The following is an 18,566-nucleotide window of genomic DNA, read 5'->3' on the forward strand; positions in this document are numbered from 1 at the left end:
CGTCCCCTGGTTCATCCCCCCACCCCACATCGACCCCCACCAAACACCCCGCCGCAACCACCACCAAACACCCCAACGAACATAAACACGCACAACACAAACACGCCAAAAAAGGGGTGGGCGCTGCAGAGGCTGTGGCAGGGGCAGGGGGCGATGATGCCGGACGCTGCCCCGTCATGGCGCCCTGGCACCGGCCGCTTCTCCCCCGTGCCGAAATGCGCGATGCCCCGCCATGGTGGGCTGGCACCGGCCATTTCTCCCCCATGCACTAATGCGCGCTGCCCCGGTGGTACCACGTTCGACTTTTGACATCTGCGGTGCGGATGGATGATGCCCAGCCCAACCGGCAGGGAAGAACGAATGGTTCGCGTGCCCACTTTCCAGCAACCTCCCCAGCCGTACCAACACCAACACCAACACCAACACATGCAACATGAAATGACACCTGCGCTGCGCACCTCGCCTGACAGCGACAATCCGGTAATCATTGGCCGGGAAGGTGAAGCGCAAAGAGACACTGGCATACCAAACGCGCGCTTATCTCTACCAAGTGTCGGATAATGCTTGCATCATACAAAGCCCTTGGGGCATTCTGGAATACCAAATGCTTGGCCCCAGCCTAGTCGCGGCCAAGCAGCTCATTCCCCAGGAGTCCACGATGTGCCTTCACGATCACACCTCAGCACCCAAACCCCAAGGCGAATTGCCCCGACGCGGCATCCTCGCCGGAGCTGCAGCTCTAGCCGGGATATCCGTGGCCGGTATCGCTGCACAGTTGGCATCAGCACCAGCCGCCCTTGCGGACAACACGCCGTCGGGTCCCAACTACCCGGGCCGTCCGCTGACCACCCAGGCGCTCATTGTGGAGGGCGGCACAGTGGTTGACCCGAAAACCGGCGATGCTGTGGCGGACGGAGTGGTGGTGATGGACGGAGGCAAGGTCGCCGCCGTCGGCACACGGGACGAGACGCGCAAGGCTGTTGCCGCCGTCGCAAACCGTGCTCGCAGACTTAACGCCGCGGGTAAATGGGTCCTTCCCGGACTCGTCGATGCCCATGTCCACGCCAATGCGCTGGCCGATGCCCGCGCCCTCCTGCAAGGCGGAGCAACCAGCGTACGCAGCGGCTCGAGCACTTTCTACCAAGACATTGCCTTGGCCGCCCTGCCGTCATGGGCTCCCGGACTCTCGCCCCGGATGACCCCGGCCGGCCTGTTCATCTCACCGGATCAGGGGGACTCGCTCCTGGCCGATCCGGATTTGGCGCCTCTGGCCACACTCAGCGGCGGCGTCCAAGAACCACAGGACCTCGCATACCTGACCCGGATCAACCTCAAGCGCGGTGCCGAAGTCATCAAGACCCGGGCAAACCCGCGGGCGGGCATTCCCGAACAAGATCCCCGCGAGTTGGTGTACAACGTGGACCAGATCGGAGCGATCGTCAAGGCAGCCAAGGGAGCCGGGGTTCTCTGCCACGCCTACAGCGCCGAGGGAATCGACGGCGCAGTCCGTGCCGGGGTACGCAGCATCGAGCACGGTGTCTTCATGACCGAAAAGACCATCCAGGAGATGGCCCGGCGCGGCACGTTCTTTACACCCACCATGGATGCCATCACCAGCATGGCCCGTTCCTCCAATCCGGTCCTGGCCGCACGCGGAACGGAGTACACACCCATCCTCCAAGCAGCAGTGCGCGCAGCCAAGGACGCCGGGGTCACCATTGTGGCCGGCACCGACTCTTTCGGAACGGACGTGACCCCCATCGGCACGGAAGCTCGTTTGCTCGCGGAAGCCGGACTGACACCGCTGGAAGCATTGCAGGCAGCCACCACGAATGCGGCGCGATTGCTGGGACGTGGTGAAAATGTTGGACGCCTGGTTCGAGGTTCCATGGCTGACGTCGTAGTGGTCGATTCGGATCCCCTGACCGACGGCTCGGCTCTGGAAAAGGTCAGCACAGTGATCGCCCAAGGTGCTCTGGTGCGGACCAACCTCTAGCCCAGGCGTCCCACCGAGGTAGCAGACCCTACAGAGCGCACAGAAAACCGTTGACACGTGACCAAACAGTCACCTATTCTGAGCCCATGGACGTAGTGTTCAAGGCCTTGGCAGATCCAACCCGCAGGGAACTGCTGGATGAGCTGTTCCGCGAGGACGGTCAGTCTGCCTCTGCCTTGGGAGCCCGGTTCGAGATGACCCGTTTCGGCATCGCCAAGCACCTCAAGCTGCTCGAAGATGCAGGTCTGGTGGTCACTCGGCGTCGGGGGCGCGAAAAGCTGCACTTCCTCAACCCGGTCCCCATCCGCCTCATCCACGATCGCTGGGTGAGTAAATACGCAGAACCATGGGCCGCTGCCCTCAGCGACCTCAAATCCAGATTGGAAAGTCCCATGGAAAAGATCTTCGAAATTTACATCAAGACCACCCCGGAACGGCTGTGGGAAGCCATCACCAACAGTGAGATCCGCAGCAAGTACCAGTTCGGGAACACGCTGAGCTCGGATTGGACGCCGGGCAGTCGCTTCGAGATGCGGAACCCCAAGGCTGACGCCCCGCTGGGCGAGGGCGAGAACATTGAGGTTGATCCCCCGCGCCGGCTCGTCCAAACCATGCGGGCGCTCTGGGGCGAGGACGTCAAGGCCGAGGGGACGTCGCGGATTACCTGGGAAATCGAACCGGTGGGCGACTCGTGCCACCTCACCGTCACACACGATCAGCTTCGCGAAGGTGCCAACGATCAGCTCTACGGCGGTTGGCCCATGATCCTTTCGGGCCTCAAGACCTGGCTCGAGACCGGCGAAACCCTCACCACGCCCGGCTCGCTCATGTACGCGTAATCACCCTGGACCACGGCTTAAAGGAGGACGACGACGACGACGGCTCGCAGCCGCCGCCGTCGTCGAGGCCTCAGTCTGCCGCGGGTCAGGCGACGGGCGCCGCGGCCTGAGCTTCAGTAAGCCACGCCGCCTGCAGGGTGCCCAGCAGGTGCGGCGCGAAGTCCTCACCGATTTCCAGCACCACTCGGCACCGGGCACCACGCTGTTCCGGGAATCCGGCGTATTGGCCCCGGAGGTCGCACACGGTTTGGCCGCGGCCGGGTCCGTCCGTGGTGTCCACCTGCACGCGGACGGTGGGCGCGAGGGTGAGTTCCACTCCCCTGACGGCAATTGCTGCGGCAAGGGGATCGTGCATTGCCGAGCAAGCCCGCCCGAAAATATCAACGTAGAACCCGAAGTAGTAGCCCAACATTTCACCCAGCGCCTGTGAGACGGGGTGCTCCGTGGCCAGGAGTTCCTGGCGGTGGTTTTCTTCTAGGACGTTGGTCATGGTCACATCCAAGGGCACCAGGGTCACGTTCCAGCTGGCTGCGAGAACTTCGGCAGCGGCTTCGGGGTCGTTGGCGATGTTGGCTTCGGCAACGGCCGTGATGTTCCCCGGTGCCAGGGCGGCCCCACCCATGATGGTGACTTCGGCGATGAGCTCGGGCAGCTTTGGCTCCAAGCGCAGGGCTTCGGCGATGTTGGTCAGGGGGCCGATGGCCACCAGCCGCAACTCCCCCGCGTATTGATGCGCCAACTGAACCAGCAGTTCCGCGGCCGTGGCTTGGACGGGCTCGCGCTCAGACCGAACCAGGTCCACTCCGCCGATTCCGTTGTCCCCATGGACGTGCGGGGCGCCGCCGTGGAAGGTGCCCACTTGCGGATCGTGCGCGCCCACAGCCACGGGGATGTCCGGGTGGCCGGCCAGGTTCAAGAGGTCCAGCGTGTTCCGGGCACCACCGGCTGCACTGACATTGCCGCTCACGGAGCCGATTCCCACGAGGTCCGCCCGTGGTGAAGCCAAGAGGTAGGCCAGGGCGAGGGCGTCGTCGATTCCGGTATCGCAGTCAAGGAAGAAAGGGGCGGGCTGGGTCATGATGGTCTCTCGTTTCAGGTGTTGCGAGCTAGATTGAAGCAGTGGTGAGCTGCACGCGAAAGCCGCGTGCCGGCGTCGTGCGTTATATTTTTTCGCCCTTGGGGGCAGCGATGAAGAGGCTCACGATGAACGCAAGTGCAGTGATGGAAACCGAAATCCACAGGGCTGCAGAGTATCCTGCCGCGGTACCCAGACCTGCGAAGGGCGCAACAACCACGACGCCGAGACTCGCCCCGATGCCGAAGGAGGCACCGTTGATGCCCGGCAACGCGGCCGGTGCTTCCTTGGGCGAGAGCAGCACGGACAGTCCGTTGATGGCGGTGAGGAAGAAGCCGTTGTAGAAGATGCCCAACGCGGCGATGGCGATGATGACCGCAATCTGGTTGTGAGCGAAGAGTGCTGCGGCGATCGCGCAGGCCAGACTGGTTGCCGTGCCAACCCGGACGGTCTTGATCCAGCCGCGGCGGTCGGCAATCCATCCTGCGAGCGGGGCGGCGAACACACCAATGAGTGCTGCAGGGGTGAGGAACAGCAGGGCAGCCACCGAGGCAGTCAGTCCGAAGCCGCTCTCCTTGTCCTGGCTCAACAGAACCACCGTGAAATTGATGATGGCGAAAATGCCCGCGAGCGTCAGCACAGTGGTGGCGATCACGGGCCACACCTGGCGTGAACGGAGGTGGTGAACTGCTACCAGCGGGGTTTCGCGCTTCTTTTCGATCAGCCAGAAGACCGTAAAGGACGCGATGCTGCCGGCGAGCAAACCGAGGGCTGCCGGCGAAGTCCAGCCGGCCGAGGAACCCGTGGAAACGAAGTAGGTGATGAACACCAGGAACACGGACAGTGATCCTGCGCCCCACCAGTCCATCCGTCCCGGAGCAACCGCGGACTTTCCGGCAGGGACCACTTTGATGACACACACGACGGCGATCGCGGCCAGTACCAGGACGGCGACGAAGATGGACTGGAAGCCGAGGGTCTCAGCCATGAGTCCGCCGAAGTACCCGTCCACGCCGCCAACTCCGCCGTTGATGGCGGCGATGATGCCGATGGAGGTGCCGAAGAGCCGGGCCGGCAGGTATTCGTTCAGGACGATGTAGGAGAGAGCAAAGATGGCGCTGGAGACACCCTGCATGAAGCGGCCGGTGACCAGCAACGGCAGCGTGGGCGCGAAAATGCACAACACGGTACCCGCACCCATGATGGCCAACACCAGAAGGAGTGCGTTACGGCGTCCGATGAAGTCACTCCAACGGCCGATCACGGGTCCGGAGATGGCACCGGCCAGGAAGAACATGGACTGCACTTGAGCCACGGCCTCGGGTGACTCACCGAAGAAGGATCCAATGTGTGGCAGTGCCGGGGTGATCATGCTGGCGTTGAGCTGGAAGGCCAATACTGCCAGCACCAAGGTGCTGATCAGCAGCGCAGCGGCCTTGCCTTGGAAGCGACCTTCTTCCGTGGCTGCACTGGTCGCTTGTGCTGTCTGCGGGTCTGCAGCCTGCGGGTCTGCGGCTTGCATGCCTGTGGCGGCGGGGATGTTCACATCAAACTCCTTTGTCCGAGGGCGCGGGGCGGCGCCACGAGATGTGAGTTGTTATACAAGCATGTATTACGAGCTTGTGCAACCTATCACAGTCATCCGGTACAGTGTCCGTAACCCATCTCAAGTGAGGCACCCTTGACCGACAACGCCGTCCAGTTCCTGTCACGACCCATCGCGGCCCAGCCCGGGCAGCCACTGCGCGTCGCGGCCTACTCCCGCATCGCCGAAGCAATCCGGACCAAGGTCCTGCCGCCAGGTTCCCTGCTCCCCACGGAGACTGAACTGGGCAGCATGATGGACGTCAGCCGTACCGTAATCCGGGAAGCGCTGATGTTGCTCGAAGAAGACGGCCTCACCAGGGCACGCCGCGGAGTTGGCCGCTTTGTTGCCGACTCCCTGCCACGGATCGGTATTGAACACATACGCCCGTTCGACCAACTTCTGGGCGGACCCGACCAGGACATCCAGGTCAAACGGGTAGCGGCGATCAAGCAGCCGGCGTCCGAATTCGTGGCGCCCGGCATTGGCGTCCAGCCCGATGAGGATGTGTGGTTCTGGGAAAGCGTGCTGATCCGGAACGGCGAGCCCGTGGCACACCTCCAAGAGAACGTCGCCCAGGGAATCCCGGAAGCCGAGGCCTTGGCCGAAGCTGCCCAGGCTCCCACACTTCCCGCCTCAACACTTCTGGAAGTTCTGAGCGGGCTGCCAGGGAAGGCCCTCGGACCCGGTGAATGCCAGATCAGCCTCAGCACCGCAGGTCCCAGCCGTGCAAAGTTGCTGGGGCTCCGCCCTTCCGATCCCGTGCTGGTCCTCACCCAGTACGTTCGCCGGAGCGGCGCCCCGTTCTATCTCGCCAAATGCCTGGTGGCCGCCAAAGCCGGGCATCTTTCCGTCATCCAGTCCTCCTGAAATCCCCCCAGCCAGCCTCCCGAAAAGGACTTCCCATGAGCACGTCGCTGCAGTCCCCTGCGCCCACTTTCTCCCCCACCCTCACAGTGGTGGGCAGCATCAACCTCGACATCACGGCTACAGCCAGCCGCCTCCCCTCCCCCGGTGAAACCGTGGGCGGAGGCGTCCTCCGCCAGCAGCCCGGCGGCAAAGGGGCCAACCAGGCCGTTGCCGCAGCCCGGCTTTCGGGTGGGTCCCGCATGGTGGGGGCCGTGGGCCAGGACGACGCCGGACAGAACCTGCTCAGCGCGATGGCAGCGGCCGGCGTCGAGGTCAGTGACGTTGCCCGGGTGGACTCCGCTACTGGAACCGCGCTGGTATTGGTAGACGGCCAGGGCGAAAACCAGATCATGGTGTGCCCGGGAGCCAACGCTTCCGTGAGCGTGGAGCGTCTCTCCTTCAGCGACGACGAGGCCCTGCTCTGCCAGCTGGAAGTGGACCAGGAAGTCGTGTTGGAAGCCGCACGCCGAGCCAAGGGATTCTTCGCGTTGAACGCTGCCCCTGCCATGCCGATCATCCCCGAACTGCTGGAGCGCTGCGATCTGGTGATCGTGAACGAGACGGAGTACCAACTGATCCCGGCCCTCCGCAATGCTCCCTTGGTTGCTGTGACGTACGGCGGCGAGGGCTCGGCGATCTTCGTCGACGGCGAAAAGGTAGCCGAGGCCCCAGCCGTGCGGGTCACCGATATTGCCAACACCATCGGCGCCGGGGATGCTTTCTGCGCTGCCCTTGTCCTGGCACTCAGGTCCGGGCTGGAGTATTCACATGCCTTGGCTGCGGCAAACGCCGTGGGGGCCGACGCCGTCCGTGACGCCTCCTCGCAGCCTGCCTTGAAGTCGTTGGAGCACTACATCGAGGCGACCCGTTCGACTGATGCAGCGAGTTCCGCCGCCACCAAATAATCCGCCCATCGCCTCAAGGCAGTCTCCACGGGCGGATGGCGCAACCCGTGCGCCTCCGCCAAGGAGAGCGCAGCCATGGTGGGATAGCGGTCTTCCGAGAGGAAGGACAACGTCTCCGGATCGGCGCCGGTGAGTTTAGGTGGCAGCCTCTTCAGCAGACCGCTGGGTATCTTCAGCCACGGCACCCGGACATTCAAGTGCTTCCCGAGCATCCTCAGCAGCTCCGGCAACGGCGGCGTGGCGTCGTCCAGCACCCAGTAGGAGGCATTTTCCGCTTCGGGCCTGATGGGGACCAGCGCCATGAATGCAGCCAAATAGTCCGCCGTGACCACAGGAACGAACGTGCGGTCATTCCCGGGCAGTGCGGGCAGTTTTCCATGGAAGAGGTCCATGACGCTGGTGGCGAGGCCCAGCAACTGACTGGACTCGCCGTTGACGGAATCTCCTATCACCGTGGCCGGATTGACCATGGTGAAGGGAACGCCCATGGACAGCGCGGCCGCCTGCACGACGGCATCGGACTCCACCTTGGATCCCTCATAAGCACCCAGGCGTTTGTATTCCGCCGCACGGCGGGATTCATCCCATGGCACCTTGGCCGGATCCTGACCGCCCACCCGATAGCCGGACAGATGCACCAACCTGGTCAGCGCCGGCAATTCTGCCGCGAAACGAACCACGCGTTCGGCGCTGGTCACGTTTGCGGAATAGGCATCTGCGGCATTCATGCCAAAGGCGAAGGCGCCTGCGACGTTGTGAATTTCAGTCACGAACCGGAAAACGTCCGACGCCGGATCGAGGCGCAAGTCACCAGCGCTGAAGTCCACAAGTGCCTGCACTGGGGTTCCGTTGGCGTCGTGACGTGACAGCCAGTCAGCCAGCCGGTGGAAGGATTCTTCGGTGCGCACCGCGACTGTGACGGTCACCCCTTGGTGCAAAAGTTCCCGAACGAGCCACCGCCCGATGTGACCCGTGGCTCCGAACACCAAGGCATGGCGGACGCTCATGCTCCTGCTCCGCCGTGAACCGCCAGTAGCGTTTTGAGCGTGGCGGCAGCTGAGTCCAAGGGCTGGGTGGACTTGTGGGCACGGGAGAGAATAAGCGACCCCTCCACGAGGCAAATCATGGACGTCGCCACGGGCAGCGCCCGTCCCTCCTCAAGCCCGAGGGTGGACAGATAACCGGACACTGCCTGAACCCACGCGTCATATACGCGTCTGCATGCGTTCCGCAGCTCCTCGTTCTCAGAGCCTGCATCCAGGGCGACGGATGAAACGGGACATCCTGCCTGGTATTCGCTGGCTTCCAGCATGTCTTTGAGTTCGGCAATGAGTGCGTCCACAACGTCTCCAGGCGAAGGGGCCGACGTGGTGGCCTCGCTGACCAGTTGGCCGAATTGGTCTCCGGCCAATCCCACCGCTGCGACACCGAGGCCGGTCTTCCCCTCAGGAAAATGGAAGTAGAGCGAGCCTTTGGGAGCGCCCGAGCGGGCCAGCACCGTATTGAGCCCCGTTCCGTGATAACCGTGAAGCTGAATGAGGGCGAGCATGGATTCGACCAAACGCTGCCGGGTTGCGAGTCCTTTGGGATAAGACGACATGGAAGAAATAATAGACCAGTCTATATATTTTCTGCCACTCCTCCAGCCGTTGAGCACAGTGCTACGATTGCTACGGAGGTTTATCATGACAACTATTCCGCACCGGGAACTGCGCAACCAGAGCAGCAAAATTCTGGAACGCGTCAAGAATGGCGAAGTCATAGACGTCACCAACAATGGCGAGGTGGCGGCCACCCTCATTCCACCATCGGCTTCACCCTTTGAGCGGTTGCTACAAGCCGGTAGCGTTCGGCCAGCCAGCGAATCTCCTGTGGACTTCACCATCCTGCCCCGCATCAGCAGCGACATGACTACAGCCGATATCTTGGCCGATCTTCGCGGCGACCGGTGATCGTCTACGTCGACACTTCTGCCGCCATGAAGTTGGTGGCCAGTGAACGGGAATCAGTGGCCGCTGCCGCCTACCTGGTAGAGAAGGCCGCCTCCGGAGGGCATCTGGTCGCGTCCATGCTCCTCTACACGGAACTGCACTGCGCAGCTCGTCGCAGGAGTATGCCTTTCGAAACGATCAATGCCGTACTCGCCGGAATCAATCTTGTGGATGTAACCCGCTCGGACCTCATGTACGCGGCGGCACTTCCGAGACAGCTGAGAAGTGCGGATGCCATTCATCTGGCAACAGCCATTCGACTGCAAACCGATAGCATGGTTGCTTACGATCAGGAATTACTTCTGGCCGCCACCGAATCAGGGATAACCACCGCATCGCCCGGGGCTTAGCAGCGGCTTAGGCGCTAGTCGATGATTCGGAAGTCGCCGAACTCCCCTGTTGCCTCTGATACCTGGAAGTCAACATTTTCTACGCGGCCCGGGGCACGCGAGGACTGAAGCCAATCCTGCATGTCCTCGACGTTTGGCCGCAATCCCTCGGCAACCAACTCCACGAAACCGTCCATACTGTTGCGGACCGTTCCCCGCAGGCCGAGCTCGTCCGCTTTGCGCGCTGTCCAATAGCGGAATCCCACGCCTTGGACCATGCCGGTGATGCGGGCTGTGAGGCGAAGGGCTTCGTCAGTCATGGGTCCACCTTAACTAAACCTGCCCTTGTCCGTCCCGCTCCCCGTACAACGGGAGGTGAGGCGGACAAGGGCAAGTTTCGAGCCGGCAGAAACCTTAGCCGATCACGATATCCCGCGTCGCGTGACTGTACGTGATGGTGACCGGGCCGCCGTCGTGGTTCAACTCGTGGTTGGCGCCGTCACGGGCACCGAACGCACCATAATTCTCATCCCATGAGCGGTTCAGCGCGATCTTGTAGGTGTAGAAACCGGCAGGCAGTTCAGCCGTCAACGTCCACAGCTGGACGATGGGATTGAACTCCATCTGGGCTTCGTCATACTGCGGTGCCCAATCCTCGGGGGCGCCAAGGATCCTGTTGAAGTCACCGGCAATCGCCACGGCATCCGGCTGCGGCAAAGTCTCGACGGCGGAGGTCACCGCTGCTTTTGCCGGTGCCTTCCGCGTGGTCTTCTTCGCAGCCGGGGCGGCCGCGGCAGAGGAAGCCGTGGCAGAGGCAGCCTTTGCTGTTGCAGCCTTGGCTCGCGGCGCGGAGACCTTGGCGGCAGCTACCTTCGGCTCCGCTACTTCAGCAGCTGCAACCTGAGGCTCAGTAGCAGTTTTCGAGGCAGCACGCTTGCTCGCAGTTGTCTTCTTTGCCGCAGCCGCTTTCTTGGCCTGGGGCTTCACCGGCGGGGCCGTGGGAACAGCGACGTCGGCAGGAACCGGAGTTCCGGCGTCGAGCGCTGCCCCAAAAGCCTCTGCATCCGGGAAGGCAACCGTGGCACGCAGGCCGTCCTCCGGAATGGTCCAGCCCGAACGACCCTTGACGAGCCAGCCGGCCTTGACCAGCTTGGCCGAAGCCGAGGTGAGGGTCTTGTGGCCGCGGGGAATGCCGCCACTGAGAAGCTCAGCCTCGTGGTCATTGAAAGGTACTCGGACGATCGCTTCGGCCAGCACCTCGCCGGCGTTCAACGTTGCCCCGGACCATACGCTCTCCGCGAGGATGTCCAGTACAGCCTTCAAACGAAGGTTGGTGTTTTCGGCGTTATTCGCGCCCATGCTTCTCCTTCAACGGTGGATACTCCATAAAAGTTTGCCAATGATTTGTTAATTCCCGCGACTGCGGAAGGTAAACACCGTGTGTCGTGACTGAGTGTGACAGGCCGGACGCCGGAAGTGATGTGCGGGTCTCGGCTGCTGTGTGTTTAGGCAGGTGTGATGGAAGTCTTGACCCACTCCGTGACCTCGTCCAACAGCACCGCTTTGCGGGCGTCGCTGGCGAAGGAGGAGCGGATGGAGTTCGCTGCCAGGGTGGCTTGCTCCGGAACTGAGAACTCCAGGACCTTCACCAGTTGCTCGAAGTTATCGTCCACGTAGCCGCCAAAGTAGGCGGGGTCGTCCGAGTTCACGCAAACGTTCAGGCCGATCGCCAGCATCTCCGGCAGAGGGTGGTCAGCCAGCTTGTCCACGGCGCGGAGCCTGACGTTGGAAAGGGGACAGACCGTCAAGGGAACCTGTTCGGCAACCAGCCGCTGCACCACGTCCGTGTCCTCCATGCACCGGATGCCGTGATCGATCCGTTCAACATGAAGCAGATCCAATGCCTCCGTGATGTAGGACGCCGGTCCTTCCTCGCCCGCGTGCGCGATCCTTCGCAAACCCGCCTCGCCGGCGCGCTGGTACAGGCGCTCAAATTTCGACGGCGGGTTGCCCACTTCTGCAGAATCCAAGCCGATGCCCGCAATCGGAGCGTGCATGGCCAGGAGCTGGTCCAGAACCTCGAGCGCCGAATCCTCGGACATGTCGCGCAGGAAGGCTGCGATCAAGAGGGTGGACACGCCGAAGTCTTCCTCGGAGGTAGCCAGGGCGTTGGCCACCCCGTTGACGCAGGTTTCCAGCGCGACGCCACGGGAAGTGTGCGCCTGGGGATCCATCATGATCTCCGCATGACGCACTCCACCGGCTGCAGCACGCTTCAGGTAGGCGCGGGTCATATCGGTGAAGTCCTGCTCGGTTTGCAGGACCGCCATATTTGCGTAGTAGAGGTCCAGGAAAGACTGCAGGTCAGTAAATTCGTACTTTTCCCGGAGTTCCTCAATGTCTTGGTACGGCAGATCAATGCCGTTGCGTTCGGCCAGGGCAAAGATCAGCTCTGGCTGGAGAGTCCCTTCAATGTGCAGGTGCAGTTCGGCAACCGGAGGCGCCGGGGCAGTAGTTTTCTCGCCAAAAGTTTCCACCCTGCAACTCTAGGCCCCAACGCCTGCACGTGTCCCGGAGCACTCAACTTGGTTCTGACGCCCGGCACCCTCAAACTGAAAGGATGCAGACTTTCCTCCCTTTCGCCGATTTCCGTGAGAGTGCCGCGGCGCTCGACACTTCAAGGCTCGGCAAACAGCGCGTCGAAGCCCTCCAGGTACTCCGCGCATTGGTGATCCCGGAGTACGGTTGGCAGTCCCACCCCGCCGTGCGCATGTGGATGGGCCACGTCCCCGCCCTCACCATGTACGGTCTGGCCATGGCCGACGAATGGATCAGGCGCGGGCACCCGGACAACACCCGCACCAACATCACGGAGTTCGCACCGCAGGCGGCCCACCCGGATTACGCTTCCAGGATCATCATGCCGCCGTGGCTCGGACACGAGGACCTGCACCTGAGCCACCGCTCCAAGCTGATCTCCAAGGACCCCAAGCACTACGCCCAGCTCTTCCCCGGGACCGAGGACAAGCTCGAGTACGTGTGGCCGGAACCCAAGCACGAGTTCCACCCGGAAGACCCGGAAGAGGACAGCCTGTGGATCCTGCGCGCCAACGTTGAGGAACTCACCCCGGAGCAACTCACCACGGTGGCCATGCCCCCGCACGGCAAAGCCCGTGCCGCCGCACCCACTGATCCCGACGAGTACCAGTTCGTATACGCCGAAGAAAAGTCCCGGCGCAAGGTGGGCGGTCCCAAGAAGCGGCCAGTCAAGCAGCAGGAAAAGAAGCCCACCCGAAAGCGCCAAGCCCAGGAACAGGCATTCAACACCCTGCCCGGCAAGACCGAACTCGCCGTGCCGTTCGACGGCGGGCAGACGTTCGCCGTCGGCCTCATTCACGGCCGCCCCATCACTGTTGATGGCCGCTTTGCCCGGAACTTCGAGGTCACCAACGTGATCAAGCGCACCGACTTCGACTACCCCGCACTGCTTCAGGATCCCCGGGTCTTCTTCCCGGTCCCCGCACCTGCTTCGTAGCAAGCCCGCGCAGTAGCTGAACCCGGCCCTTGTTCGGCCGGCACACCGTTGTACGCGCCGGCACGCGAACAAGGCGAGGATTCGACGGCGGCTGCTGCGTACCGCGATGGCTCTGTGAGACGGTGGAGTCACGCACCCAGGCATGGAGGACCATGGATTTCCAGCACATCATCGAAGCAGTTGGCCGGTACATGGACTTCGCCGGGGTGGCGGTGATGGTGATCGGCGCCGTGGTCTCCATTCCGCTCGCGCTGCGCGGCTACCAGCCCAAACGTGCCAGCGGCTTGGAACCGTTCTCCCCCTACCGCGCATACCGGCAACTATTGGGCAGGTCCATCCTCCTTGGCCTGGAACTGCTGGTGGCGGCCGACATCATCAGAACCGTCGCCGTCACTCCCACCTTTGAAAGCGTCGGAGTCCTGGCCATCATCGTGCTGATCCGCACGTTCCTCAGCTTCTCGCTGGAGCTGGAAATCACCGGGCGGTGGCCCTGGCAGAAGGAAAAGACCTCGTGACGGGGCCGTGGGCTCCGGACATTCTCGGCGACGGTTTCGAGCAACAAACGTTAAAGCTCGACGGCGGTGCTAACGCCACCTTGGTTCGGTACCTCGGCGCCCGCTCGGAGTGGCTTAGGACCGTGGGCGGGGCTGCTGACAACGACGAGTTTCCCGGTCCCACTCGAATCGATGCCGACGTTTTATACGTCCACGGATGGTCCGACTACTTCTTCCAAAAGCATGTTGCCGAGTTCTGGCACCGGGCAGGCGCGCGTTTCTACGCCTTGGACCTGCATAACTACGGCCGCAACTTGAGCCCGGGAATGGTGCCGGGGTTCGTCACCAACCTTGCCGACTACGACCCCGACATTGAAGCGGCGCTGGCAGCAATGGGCCGCTCAGGTGATTCGGGCCAGGATCGGCCGCTCATTCTTTTAGGCCACTCCACCGGAGGGCTCACCCTCAGCCTGTGGGCCGCGCGTCACCCTGGCCTGGCTTCGGCGTTGATCCTCAACAGTCCGTGGCTGGAATTTCAGGCCACCGAGCTCGGCAGACGCGCCATCGCCCCGTTGGTGGGACTCCGCGCCAAGCTCCATCCCTTGACGCCGTTGCCGCCCGTGGATCCGGGCATTTACACCCGGGCTGTATCCGCCACCCTCGACGGGGAATGGGACTATAACCTCCAGTGGCGTCCTGACCGAGGGTTCCCCATCACACCAGCATTCCTTGATGCCGTGTTCCGCGGCCAGGCCACCGTAGCGGCCGGCTTGGGCATCGACGTTCCGGTGCTCGTATTGCTCTCGGACAAGAGCTATCTCCAACCGAAATGGTCGGCCGATGCTCTCACCGCCGACGTCGCACTCAATGTGGACGCCGTGGCCCACCGCTCCCTGTCCCTCGCGGACACCGTCACGGTGAGCCGGCTGCCCAACGCATTCCACGACATCTTCCTCTCACCGGAGCCCGTCCGGCGTGAGGCCTTCGCCCGCATCGGACGCTGGCTTCCCACGGCACTCCAACCTTCGGATGCAGAAGTGTGGGAAGCCAGGACCGCGGGTTTGTAACCCACCAACCCCGGACAGAACCCGCCCTCGTGCGTCCAGCTCACCGTAGAACGGGAAGCCACACAAACAAGAGCGGGATCCGGGAGCCCGAGCGGCGGGGTCTACTTCCCCAGTCCGGCCCGGCGCAGGGCTTCGGCCATGGCTGTGTTGGCAGGAGCGGCCGGGGATTGCTGGGGTTTGCCTTGGCGGGGGTTGCCCTGGCGACGATCGTCCGGGCCCTGCCTCGATGAGCTCTGCCCCGGTTGGCCTGAACGCTGTCCGGGCTGGCCGCCGCCCCGCTGACCCTGCTGGCCCTGGGGACCACCGGCACGTTCGCCGGCACCCTGCCCGCCCGAAGCACGCCCACCCGAGGTGCGTCCGCCGGCAGTGCGTCCGCCGACAGTGCGTCCGCCGGCAGTGCCGGGTTCATCGTCGAGCCTCAAGGTGAGAGAGATGCGCTTGCGCTCGGGATCGGCCTCCAGCACCTTGACTCGGACCACTTGGCCGGACTTCACGATTTCGCGCGGGTCCGAGACGAACTTGTTGGACAGCGCCGACACATGGACCAGGCCGTCCTGGTGCACCCCAACGTCCACGAACGCTCCGAACGCGGCCACGTTGGTGACGGTACCTTCCAGGATCATGCCGGGCTTGAGGTCGGAGATTTTCTCGATGCCTTCAGAGAAGGAGGCAGCCTTGAACGCTGGGCGGGGGTCACGTCCGGGCTTCTCCAGCTCGGACATGATGTCCTTGACCGTGGGCAGGCCGAACGTGCCGTCCACGAATGCCTGCGGATCCAACGCCGTGGCGGGACCTCCCCCGGCTGCTACCAGAATTTTCCGGGCCACCGAATATGCTTCCGGGTGCACGCTGGAGGCATCCAATGGCTCCGCTCCTCCGGTGATCCTGAGGAAGCCTGCGCACTGCTCGAACGCCTTCGCTCCCAGCCGTGGAACTTTCTTGAGGTCGCTGCGCTTCGCGAACGGCCCATTCTCGTTCCGGTACGCCACGATGTTCTCACTCAGCAGAGGCCCGACGCCGGCCACGCGGCTGAGCAGGGCCGGCGACGCTGTGTTCACGTCCACACCCACGGCGTTCACGCAGTCCTCCACCACGGCATCCAGTGAACGGTCCAGCTTCGCGGCAGTGACGTCGTGCTGGTACTGACCTACGCCGATGGACTTGGGCTCGATTTTCACCAACTCGGCGAGGGGATCCTGGAGTCGGCGCGCAATGGACACAGCACCCCGCAGTGAGACGTCCATGCCCGGAAGCTCGGACGCGGCCAAAGCAGAGGCTGAGTACACGGACGCCCCAGCCTCGGAAACCACCAGTTTCTGGATGCCCTTGGACCCTGCGGCTTCCAGGGATTTGATGAGTTCGTTGGCCAGCTTGTCCGTTTCACGGGAGGCTGTGCCATTTCCGATCGCCACCAACTCCACGTTGTACTGCTTGGCGAGCCGTCCCAGGGTAGCCAGGGCCTCGTCCCACTTCTTCGCGGGTGCGTGCGGGTAAATGGTGTCCGTGGTGACAACCTTGCCCGTACCGTCCACCACAGCCACCTTGACGCCCGTCCGCAGTCCGGGGTCGAGCCCAAGAGTGGCCCGGTTGCCCGCAGGTGCGGCAAGGAGGACGTCGCGCAGGTTGGCGGCGAAGACCCGAACAGCTTCATCCTCGGCATCGGCGAACATGCGGCCGCGAAGGTCCGTGGTCAGCCGGTCAAGAATGCGTCCACGCCAAGCGAGCTGCGCGGTTTGCGTCAGCCAGGCATCGGCGGGCCTGCCCTGATTGGCGACCCCGAGGCACCTGGCCACAGCGTTTTCGTACTTGCCGCGGGCGGCGACCAGGGCGTCGTCGTCGGCCGGGTCCGCTTCGGCGAGATCGAGCTCAAGGACGCCGTCCTTTTCGCCGCGCAGCAATGCGAGCACGCGGTGCGACGGCATGCCGGAGGGCACCTGGGTGAACTCGAAGTAGTCCTTGAATTTCTGGCCCTCGGCCTCCATGCCCTTCTTGACGCGCGACACCATGCGTCCCTGCTTCCACAGGCGTTCGCGGAGGTCTTCGGCAAGATCCGCGTCCTGCCCGACGCGCTCCACCAGGATGGCGCGGGCCCCGGCGAGCGCCGTGGCGGCGTCATCTATGGAGTGCTCGGCGTTCAGGTACTTGGCGGCTTCGGCGGCGGGGTCCAGTTGCGGGTTGGCCAGCAGGACGTCGGCCAGCGGCTCCAGTCCGGCTTCGCGGGCAATCTGGGCCTTGGTGCGGCGCTTGGATTTGAAGGGGAGGTAGATGTCCTCCAGGCGGGCCTTGGTATCTGCGCCGACGACGGCGGCTTCCAGTTCAGGGGTCAGCTTGCCTTGCGCGGCAATCGCCTCCAGGACGGCTTTGCGTCGTTCCTCCAGCTCACGCAGGTATCTGAGGCGTTCTTCAAGGTCGCGGAGTTGGGTGTCATCGAGCGTCCCGGTGACTTCCTTACGGTAGCGGGCGATGAAGGGGACGGTGGATCCGGCGTCGAGCAGTTCCACGGCGGCTTTGACTTGCCAGGTTTTGACGCCGAGTTCTTCGGCGATCTGGGCATGGATGGCAGAGTCGGCTGACTGGTGTTGGAGATTTGAAGTCACCATGACAGTTTGCCTCACCTGACCGACAGTTTCCGAGACAGGCAGCCCCAAGGCCTATCCGGGACGTTGTGTTTGTGCGGCCGCGAGGCGTTCCCGGAAGGGATGCCTCGCGGCGGCTGGATGGGTTTACGGGCCGGATTGGCAGTTGGTCCGGTCAGTGTGACATGTGCTCCTTGGCCGAAATGTGCTCCACCATTTCGCCCAGGCGCTGTTCGGCGTAGTGGTTGCGGGCAATATCGCCTTGGCTGATGATGCCAACCAGCTTGTGATCGCTGATGACGGGCAGCCGGCGAACCTGGTGCTCTTCCATCATGGTCACGGCCTCATCTACATTGGCATCCGCGTCCACCCAGTACGGCTTGCCGGTGGCGAGTTCGCTGGCACGCACTTCGCGGGCGTCCTTGCCTTCCGCGAGGCATTTAACAACAATGTCCCGGTCAGTGATGAAGCCGGTGAGCTTGCCGTCGTGGCCGCAGATGGGAAGTGAACCGCAGTCCATGTCCCTCATCAGCCTGGCGGCTTCCTGAAGAGTTTTGTCCTCTTCGATGCACTGGGCGTTGGTTGTCATGAATTCGCGTACGGCACTCATGGGTCCTCCTTCATCGATTGGGATTATCGACGCACGGAGCCTCTCGGCACCGACGCCGATGATGCCAGACTACGCTCGGAGGGTAAGTGTGGCTAGGCGAATTTGTTCCCTTTCAAGGGGCCGTCTTTTCGCTGCTACTCGGCGATGTCTTCAGCCCACAACTCCGGGCGTTCCTCTTGGAAAGTGCGCATCATATCCACGCATCGGGGGTCGTTCAGAACTACCACCTCCACGCCACGTGAGCGCAGGAGGTCGAACTCGCCCGGGAAGGTTTCGGCCTCGCCCACCACCACACGGGGGATTTTGAATTGGATGATGGTTCCGGTGCACATCGCGCATGGGGCCAGGGTGGTGTAGAGCGTGGTGTCACGGTATGTCTTCTGGCGTCCGGCAGCCCTGAGGGCGGACATCTCGCCGTGCGCGATCGGGTCGCCGTGCTGGACGCGTTCGTTGTGCCCGCTTGCAATGACTTCCCCGCCCCGCGCCAGTGCGGCTCCAATGGGAATGCCGCCCTCGCTGAGGCTCTTTTGGGCTGCTTGGTAGGCGGCTTCGAAGGCAGGGGCAAAGGCGGGGGCTGTTTCAGTCATGGCTGCAGTCTAAAGTGGCCGGACCCTATTTTGCCGGAACTTATTTTGTCAGTGCCCGCTGATAGCTT

General features: G+C 63.2%; 20 protein-coding genes. 10 read left to right on the plus strand and 10 right to left on the minus strand.

Annotation, left to right across the window (positions count from 1 at the left end):
• From BACI9J_RS24430 to BACI9J_RS16050, 3 genes are all read left to right on the plus strand, one after another.
• Nucleotides 1–272: hypothetical protein (locus BACI9J_RS24430; protein ID WP_236558728.1), on the plus strand; the 272-nt coding region annotated here is incomplete at its 5' end.
• Nucleotides 273–604: 332 nt separating this feature from the next.
• Nucleotides 605–1,996, plus strand: a complete 1,392-nt coding sequence (locus BACI9J_RS16045; protein WP_236558729.1) for an amidohydrolase family protein — start codon at nt 605–607, stop codon at nt 1,994–1,996.
• An 86-nt stretch (nt 1,997–2,082) separates the two neighbouring features.
• Nucleotides 2,083–2,835, plus strand: a complete 753-nt coding sequence (locus BACI9J_RS16050; protein ID WP_159735249.1) for an ArsR/SmtB family transcription factor — start codon at nt 2,083–2,085, stop codon at nt 2,833–2,835.
• Nucleotides 2,836–2,920: 85 nt separating this feature from the next.
• Here the strand turns inward: BACI9J_RS16050 and BACI9J_RS16055 are convergent, their stop codons facing one another.
• Together BACI9J_RS16055 and BACI9J_RS16060 are read right to left on the minus strand one after the other, a co-directional pair.
• Nucleotides 2,921–3,913, minus strand: coding sequence for a nucleoside hydrolase (locus BACI9J_RS16055; RefSeq protein WP_159735250.1), 993 nt, complete (start codon nt 3,911–3,913; stop codon nt 2,921–2,923).
• Nucleotides 3,914–3,995: 82 nt separating this feature from the next.
• Complete coding sequence (locus BACI9J_RS16060; protein ID WP_159735251.1) at nt 3,996–5,456, minus strand: MFS transporter; 1,461 nt, start codon at nt 5,454–5,456, stop codon at nt 3,996–3,998.
• Nucleotides 5,457–5,591: 135 nt separating this feature from the next.
• Here BACI9J_RS16060 and BACI9J_RS16065 point away from each other — a divergent pair, with 135 nt between their 5' ends.
• Together BACI9J_RS16065 and BACI9J_RS16070 are read left to right on the plus strand one after the other, a co-directional pair.
• Nucleotides 5,592–6,365, plus strand: coding sequence for a GntR family transcriptional regulator (locus tag BACI9J_RS16065; protein ID WP_159735252.1), 774 nt, complete (start codon nt 5,592–5,594; stop codon nt 6,363–6,365).
• 35 nt (nt 6,366–6,400) lie between these two features.
• Nucleotides 6,401–7,309: a ribokinase gene (locus tag BACI9J_RS16070; RefSeq protein WP_159735253.1), complete on the plus strand. Its 909-nt coding sequence runs from the start codon at nt 6,401–6,403 to the stop codon at nt 7,307–7,309.
• On the opposite strand, the gene BACI9J_RS16075 is transcribed toward BACI9J_RS16070, so the two are convergent.
• On the minus strand, nt 7,255–8,316 hold the full coding sequence (locus BACI9J_RS16075; protein WP_159735254.1) for an SDR family oxidoreductase: 1,062 nt from the start codon (nt 8,314–8,316) through the stop codon (nt 7,255–7,257). The genes BACI9J_RS16070 and BACI9J_RS16075 overlap by 55 nt on opposite strands.
• Nucleotides 8,313–8,909, minus strand: a complete 597-nt coding sequence (locus BACI9J_RS16080; RefSeq protein ID WP_159735255.1) for a TetR/AcrR family transcriptional regulator — start codon at nt 8,907–8,909, stop codon at nt 8,313–8,315. Before BACI9J_RS16080 ends, BACI9J_RS16075 begins: the two co-directional genes overlap by 4 nt.
• Nucleotides 8,910–8,994: 85 nt before the next feature.
• Here BACI9J_RS16080 and BACI9J_RS16085 point away from each other — a divergent pair, with 85 nt between their 5' ends.
• Together BACI9J_RS16085 and BACI9J_RS16090 are read left to right on the plus strand one after the other, a co-directional pair.
• Nucleotides 8,995–9,261 carry a type II toxin-antitoxin system Phd/YefM family antitoxin gene (locus BACI9J_RS16085; RefSeq protein WP_159735256.1) on the plus strand — a complete coding sequence of 89 codons (267 nt, stop codon included), beginning with the start codon at nt 8,995–8,997 and terminating at the stop codon, nt 9,259–9,261.
• Nucleotides 9,258–9,650, plus strand: coding sequence for a type II toxin-antitoxin system VapC family toxin (locus BACI9J_RS16090; protein WP_159735257.1), 393 nt, complete (start codon nt 9,258–9,260; stop codon nt 9,648–9,650). Before BACI9J_RS16085 ends, BACI9J_RS16090 begins: the two co-directional genes overlap by 4 nt.
• A gap of 14 nt (nt 9,651–9,664) precedes the next feature.
• Here BACI9J_RS16090 and BACI9J_RS16095 read toward each other — a convergent pair whose 3' ends face one another.
• From BACI9J_RS16095 to BACI9J_RS16105, 3 genes are all read right to left on the minus strand, one after another.
• Nucleotides 9,665–9,949 (minus strand): acylphosphatase, encoded by a 285-nt coding sequence (locus BACI9J_RS16095; protein WP_159735258.1) that lies wholly within the window; start codon nt 9,947–9,949, stop codon nt 9,665–9,667.
• A gap of 94 nt (nt 9,950–10,043) precedes the next feature.
• Nucleotides 10,044–10,988 (minus strand): pullulanase X25 domain-containing protein, encoded by a 945-nt coding sequence (locus BACI9J_RS16100; protein ID WP_159735259.1) that lies wholly within the window; start codon nt 10,986–10,988, stop codon nt 10,044–10,046.
• 146 nt (nt 10,989–11,134) lie between these two features.
• Nucleotides 11,135–12,166 (minus strand): adenosine deaminase, encoded by a 1,032-nt coding sequence (locus BACI9J_RS16105; protein WP_159735260.1) that lies wholly within the window; start codon nt 12,164–12,166, stop codon nt 11,135–11,137.
• Nucleotides 12,167–12,249: 83 nt separating this feature from the next.
• On the opposite strand from BACI9J_RS16105, the gene BACI9J_RS16110 reads away from it, so the two are divergent.
• From BACI9J_RS16110 to BACI9J_RS16120, 3 genes are all read left to right on the plus strand, one after another.
• Complete coding sequence (locus tag BACI9J_RS16110; protein ID WP_159735261.1) at nt 12,250–13,164, plus strand: MSMEG_6728 family protein; 915 nt, start codon at nt 12,250–12,252, stop codon at nt 13,162–13,164.
• Nucleotides 13,165–13,316: 152 nt separating this feature from the next.
• The gene (locus tag BACI9J_RS16115; protein ID WP_159735262.1) at nt 13,317–13,679 is read left to right on the plus strand and encodes a DUF1622 domain-containing protein; all 363 of its coding nucleotides are present in this window, start codon (nt 13,317–13,319) and stop codon (nt 13,677–13,679) included.
• Nucleotides 13,676–14,725 carry an alpha/beta hydrolase gene (locus BACI9J_RS16120; protein WP_159735263.1) on the plus strand — a complete coding sequence of 350 codons (1,050 nt, stop codon included), beginning with the start codon at nt 13,676–13,678 and terminating at the stop codon, nt 14,723–14,725. The genes BACI9J_RS16115 and BACI9J_RS16120 overlap by 4 nt, the downstream gene beginning before the upstream one ends.
• 101 nt (nt 14,726–14,826) lie before the next feature.
• Here BACI9J_RS16120 and BACI9J_RS16125 read toward each other — a convergent pair whose 3' ends face one another.
• The 3 genes from BACI9J_RS16125 to BACI9J_RS16135 form a co-directional block, all read right to left on the minus strand.
• Nucleotides 14,827–17,325 (minus strand): Tex-like N-terminal domain-containing protein, encoded by a 2,499-nt coding sequence (locus tag BACI9J_RS16125; RefSeq protein WP_159735264.1) that lies wholly within the window; start codon nt 17,323–17,325, stop codon nt 14,827–14,829.
• 151 nt (nt 17,326–17,476) lie between these two features.
• On the minus strand, nt 17,477–17,911 hold the full coding sequence (locus BACI9J_RS16130) for a CBS domain-containing protein (RefSeq protein WP_159735265.1): 435 nt from the start codon (nt 17,909–17,911) through the stop codon (nt 17,477–17,479).
• 134 nt (nt 17,912–18,045) lie between these two features.
• A complete protein-coding gene (locus tag BACI9J_RS16135) occupies nt 18,046–18,498 on the minus strand; it encodes a nucleoside deaminase (protein WP_159735266.1) in 453 nt (150 codons plus the stop codon).
• Nucleotides 18,499–18,566 lie beyond the last annotated feature (68 nt).

This window comes from Arthrobacter sp. 9V (assembly GCF_902506065.1).
GTDB lineage: Bacteria > Actinomycetota > Actinomycetes > Actinomycetales > Micrococcaceae > Arthrobacter.

Coding starts and splice junctions, on each gene's coding strand:
- BACI9J_RS16130 (WP_159735265.1), bottom strand. CDS start 17,911: ATGAGTGCCGTACGCGAATTCATGACAACCAACGCCCAGTGCATCGAA.
- BACI9J_RS16110 (WP_159735261.1), top strand. CDS start 12,250: ATGCAGACTTTCCTCCCTTTCGCCGATTTCCGTGAGAGTGCCGCGGCG.
- BACI9J_RS16050 (WP_159735249.1), top strand. CDS start 2,083: ATGGACGTAGTGTTCAAGGCCTTGGCAGATCCAACCCGCAGGGAACTG.
- BACI9J_RS16095 (WP_159735258.1), bottom strand. CDS start 9,949: ATGACTGACGAAGCCCTTCGCCTCACAGCCCGCATCACCGGCATGGTC.
- BACI9J_RS16045 (WP_236558729.1), top strand. CDS start 605: ATGCTTGGCCCCAGCCTAGTCGCGGCCAAGCAGCTCATTCCCCAGGAG.
- BACI9J_RS16125 (WP_159735264.1), bottom strand. CDS start 17,325: ATGGTGACTTCAAATCTCCAACACCAGTCAGCCGACTCTGCCATCCAT.
- BACI9J_RS16075 (WP_159735254.1), bottom strand. CDS start 8,316: ATGAGCGTCCGCCATGCCTTGGTGTTCGGAGCCACGGGTCACATCGGG.
- BACI9J_RS16055 (WP_159735250.1), bottom strand. CDS start 3,913: ATGACCCAGCCCGCCCCTTTCTTCCTTGACTGCGATACCGGAATCGAC.
- BACI9J_RS16135 (WP_159735266.1), bottom strand. CDS start 18,498: ATGACTGAAACAGCCCCCGCCTTTGCCCCTGCCTTCGAAGCCGCCTAC.
- BACI9J_RS16100 (WP_159735259.1), bottom strand. CDS start 10,988: ATGGGCGCGAATAACGCCGAAAACACCAACCTTCGTTTGAAGGCTGTA.
- BACI9J_RS16115 (WP_159735262.1), top strand. CDS start 13,317: ATGGATTTCCAGCACATCATCGAAGCAGTTGGCCGGTACATGGACTTC.
- BACI9J_RS16070 (WP_159735253.1), top strand. CDS start 6,401: ATGAGCACGTCGCTGCAGTCCCCTGCGCCCACTTTCTCCCCCACCCTC.
- BACI9J_RS16085 (WP_159735256.1), top strand. CDS start 8,995: ATGACAACTATTCCGCACCGGGAACTGCGCAACCAGAGCAGCAAAATT.
- BACI9J_RS16080 (WP_159735255.1), bottom strand. CDS start 8,909: ATGTCGTCTTATCCCAAAGGACTCGCAACCCGGCAGCGTTTGGTCGAA.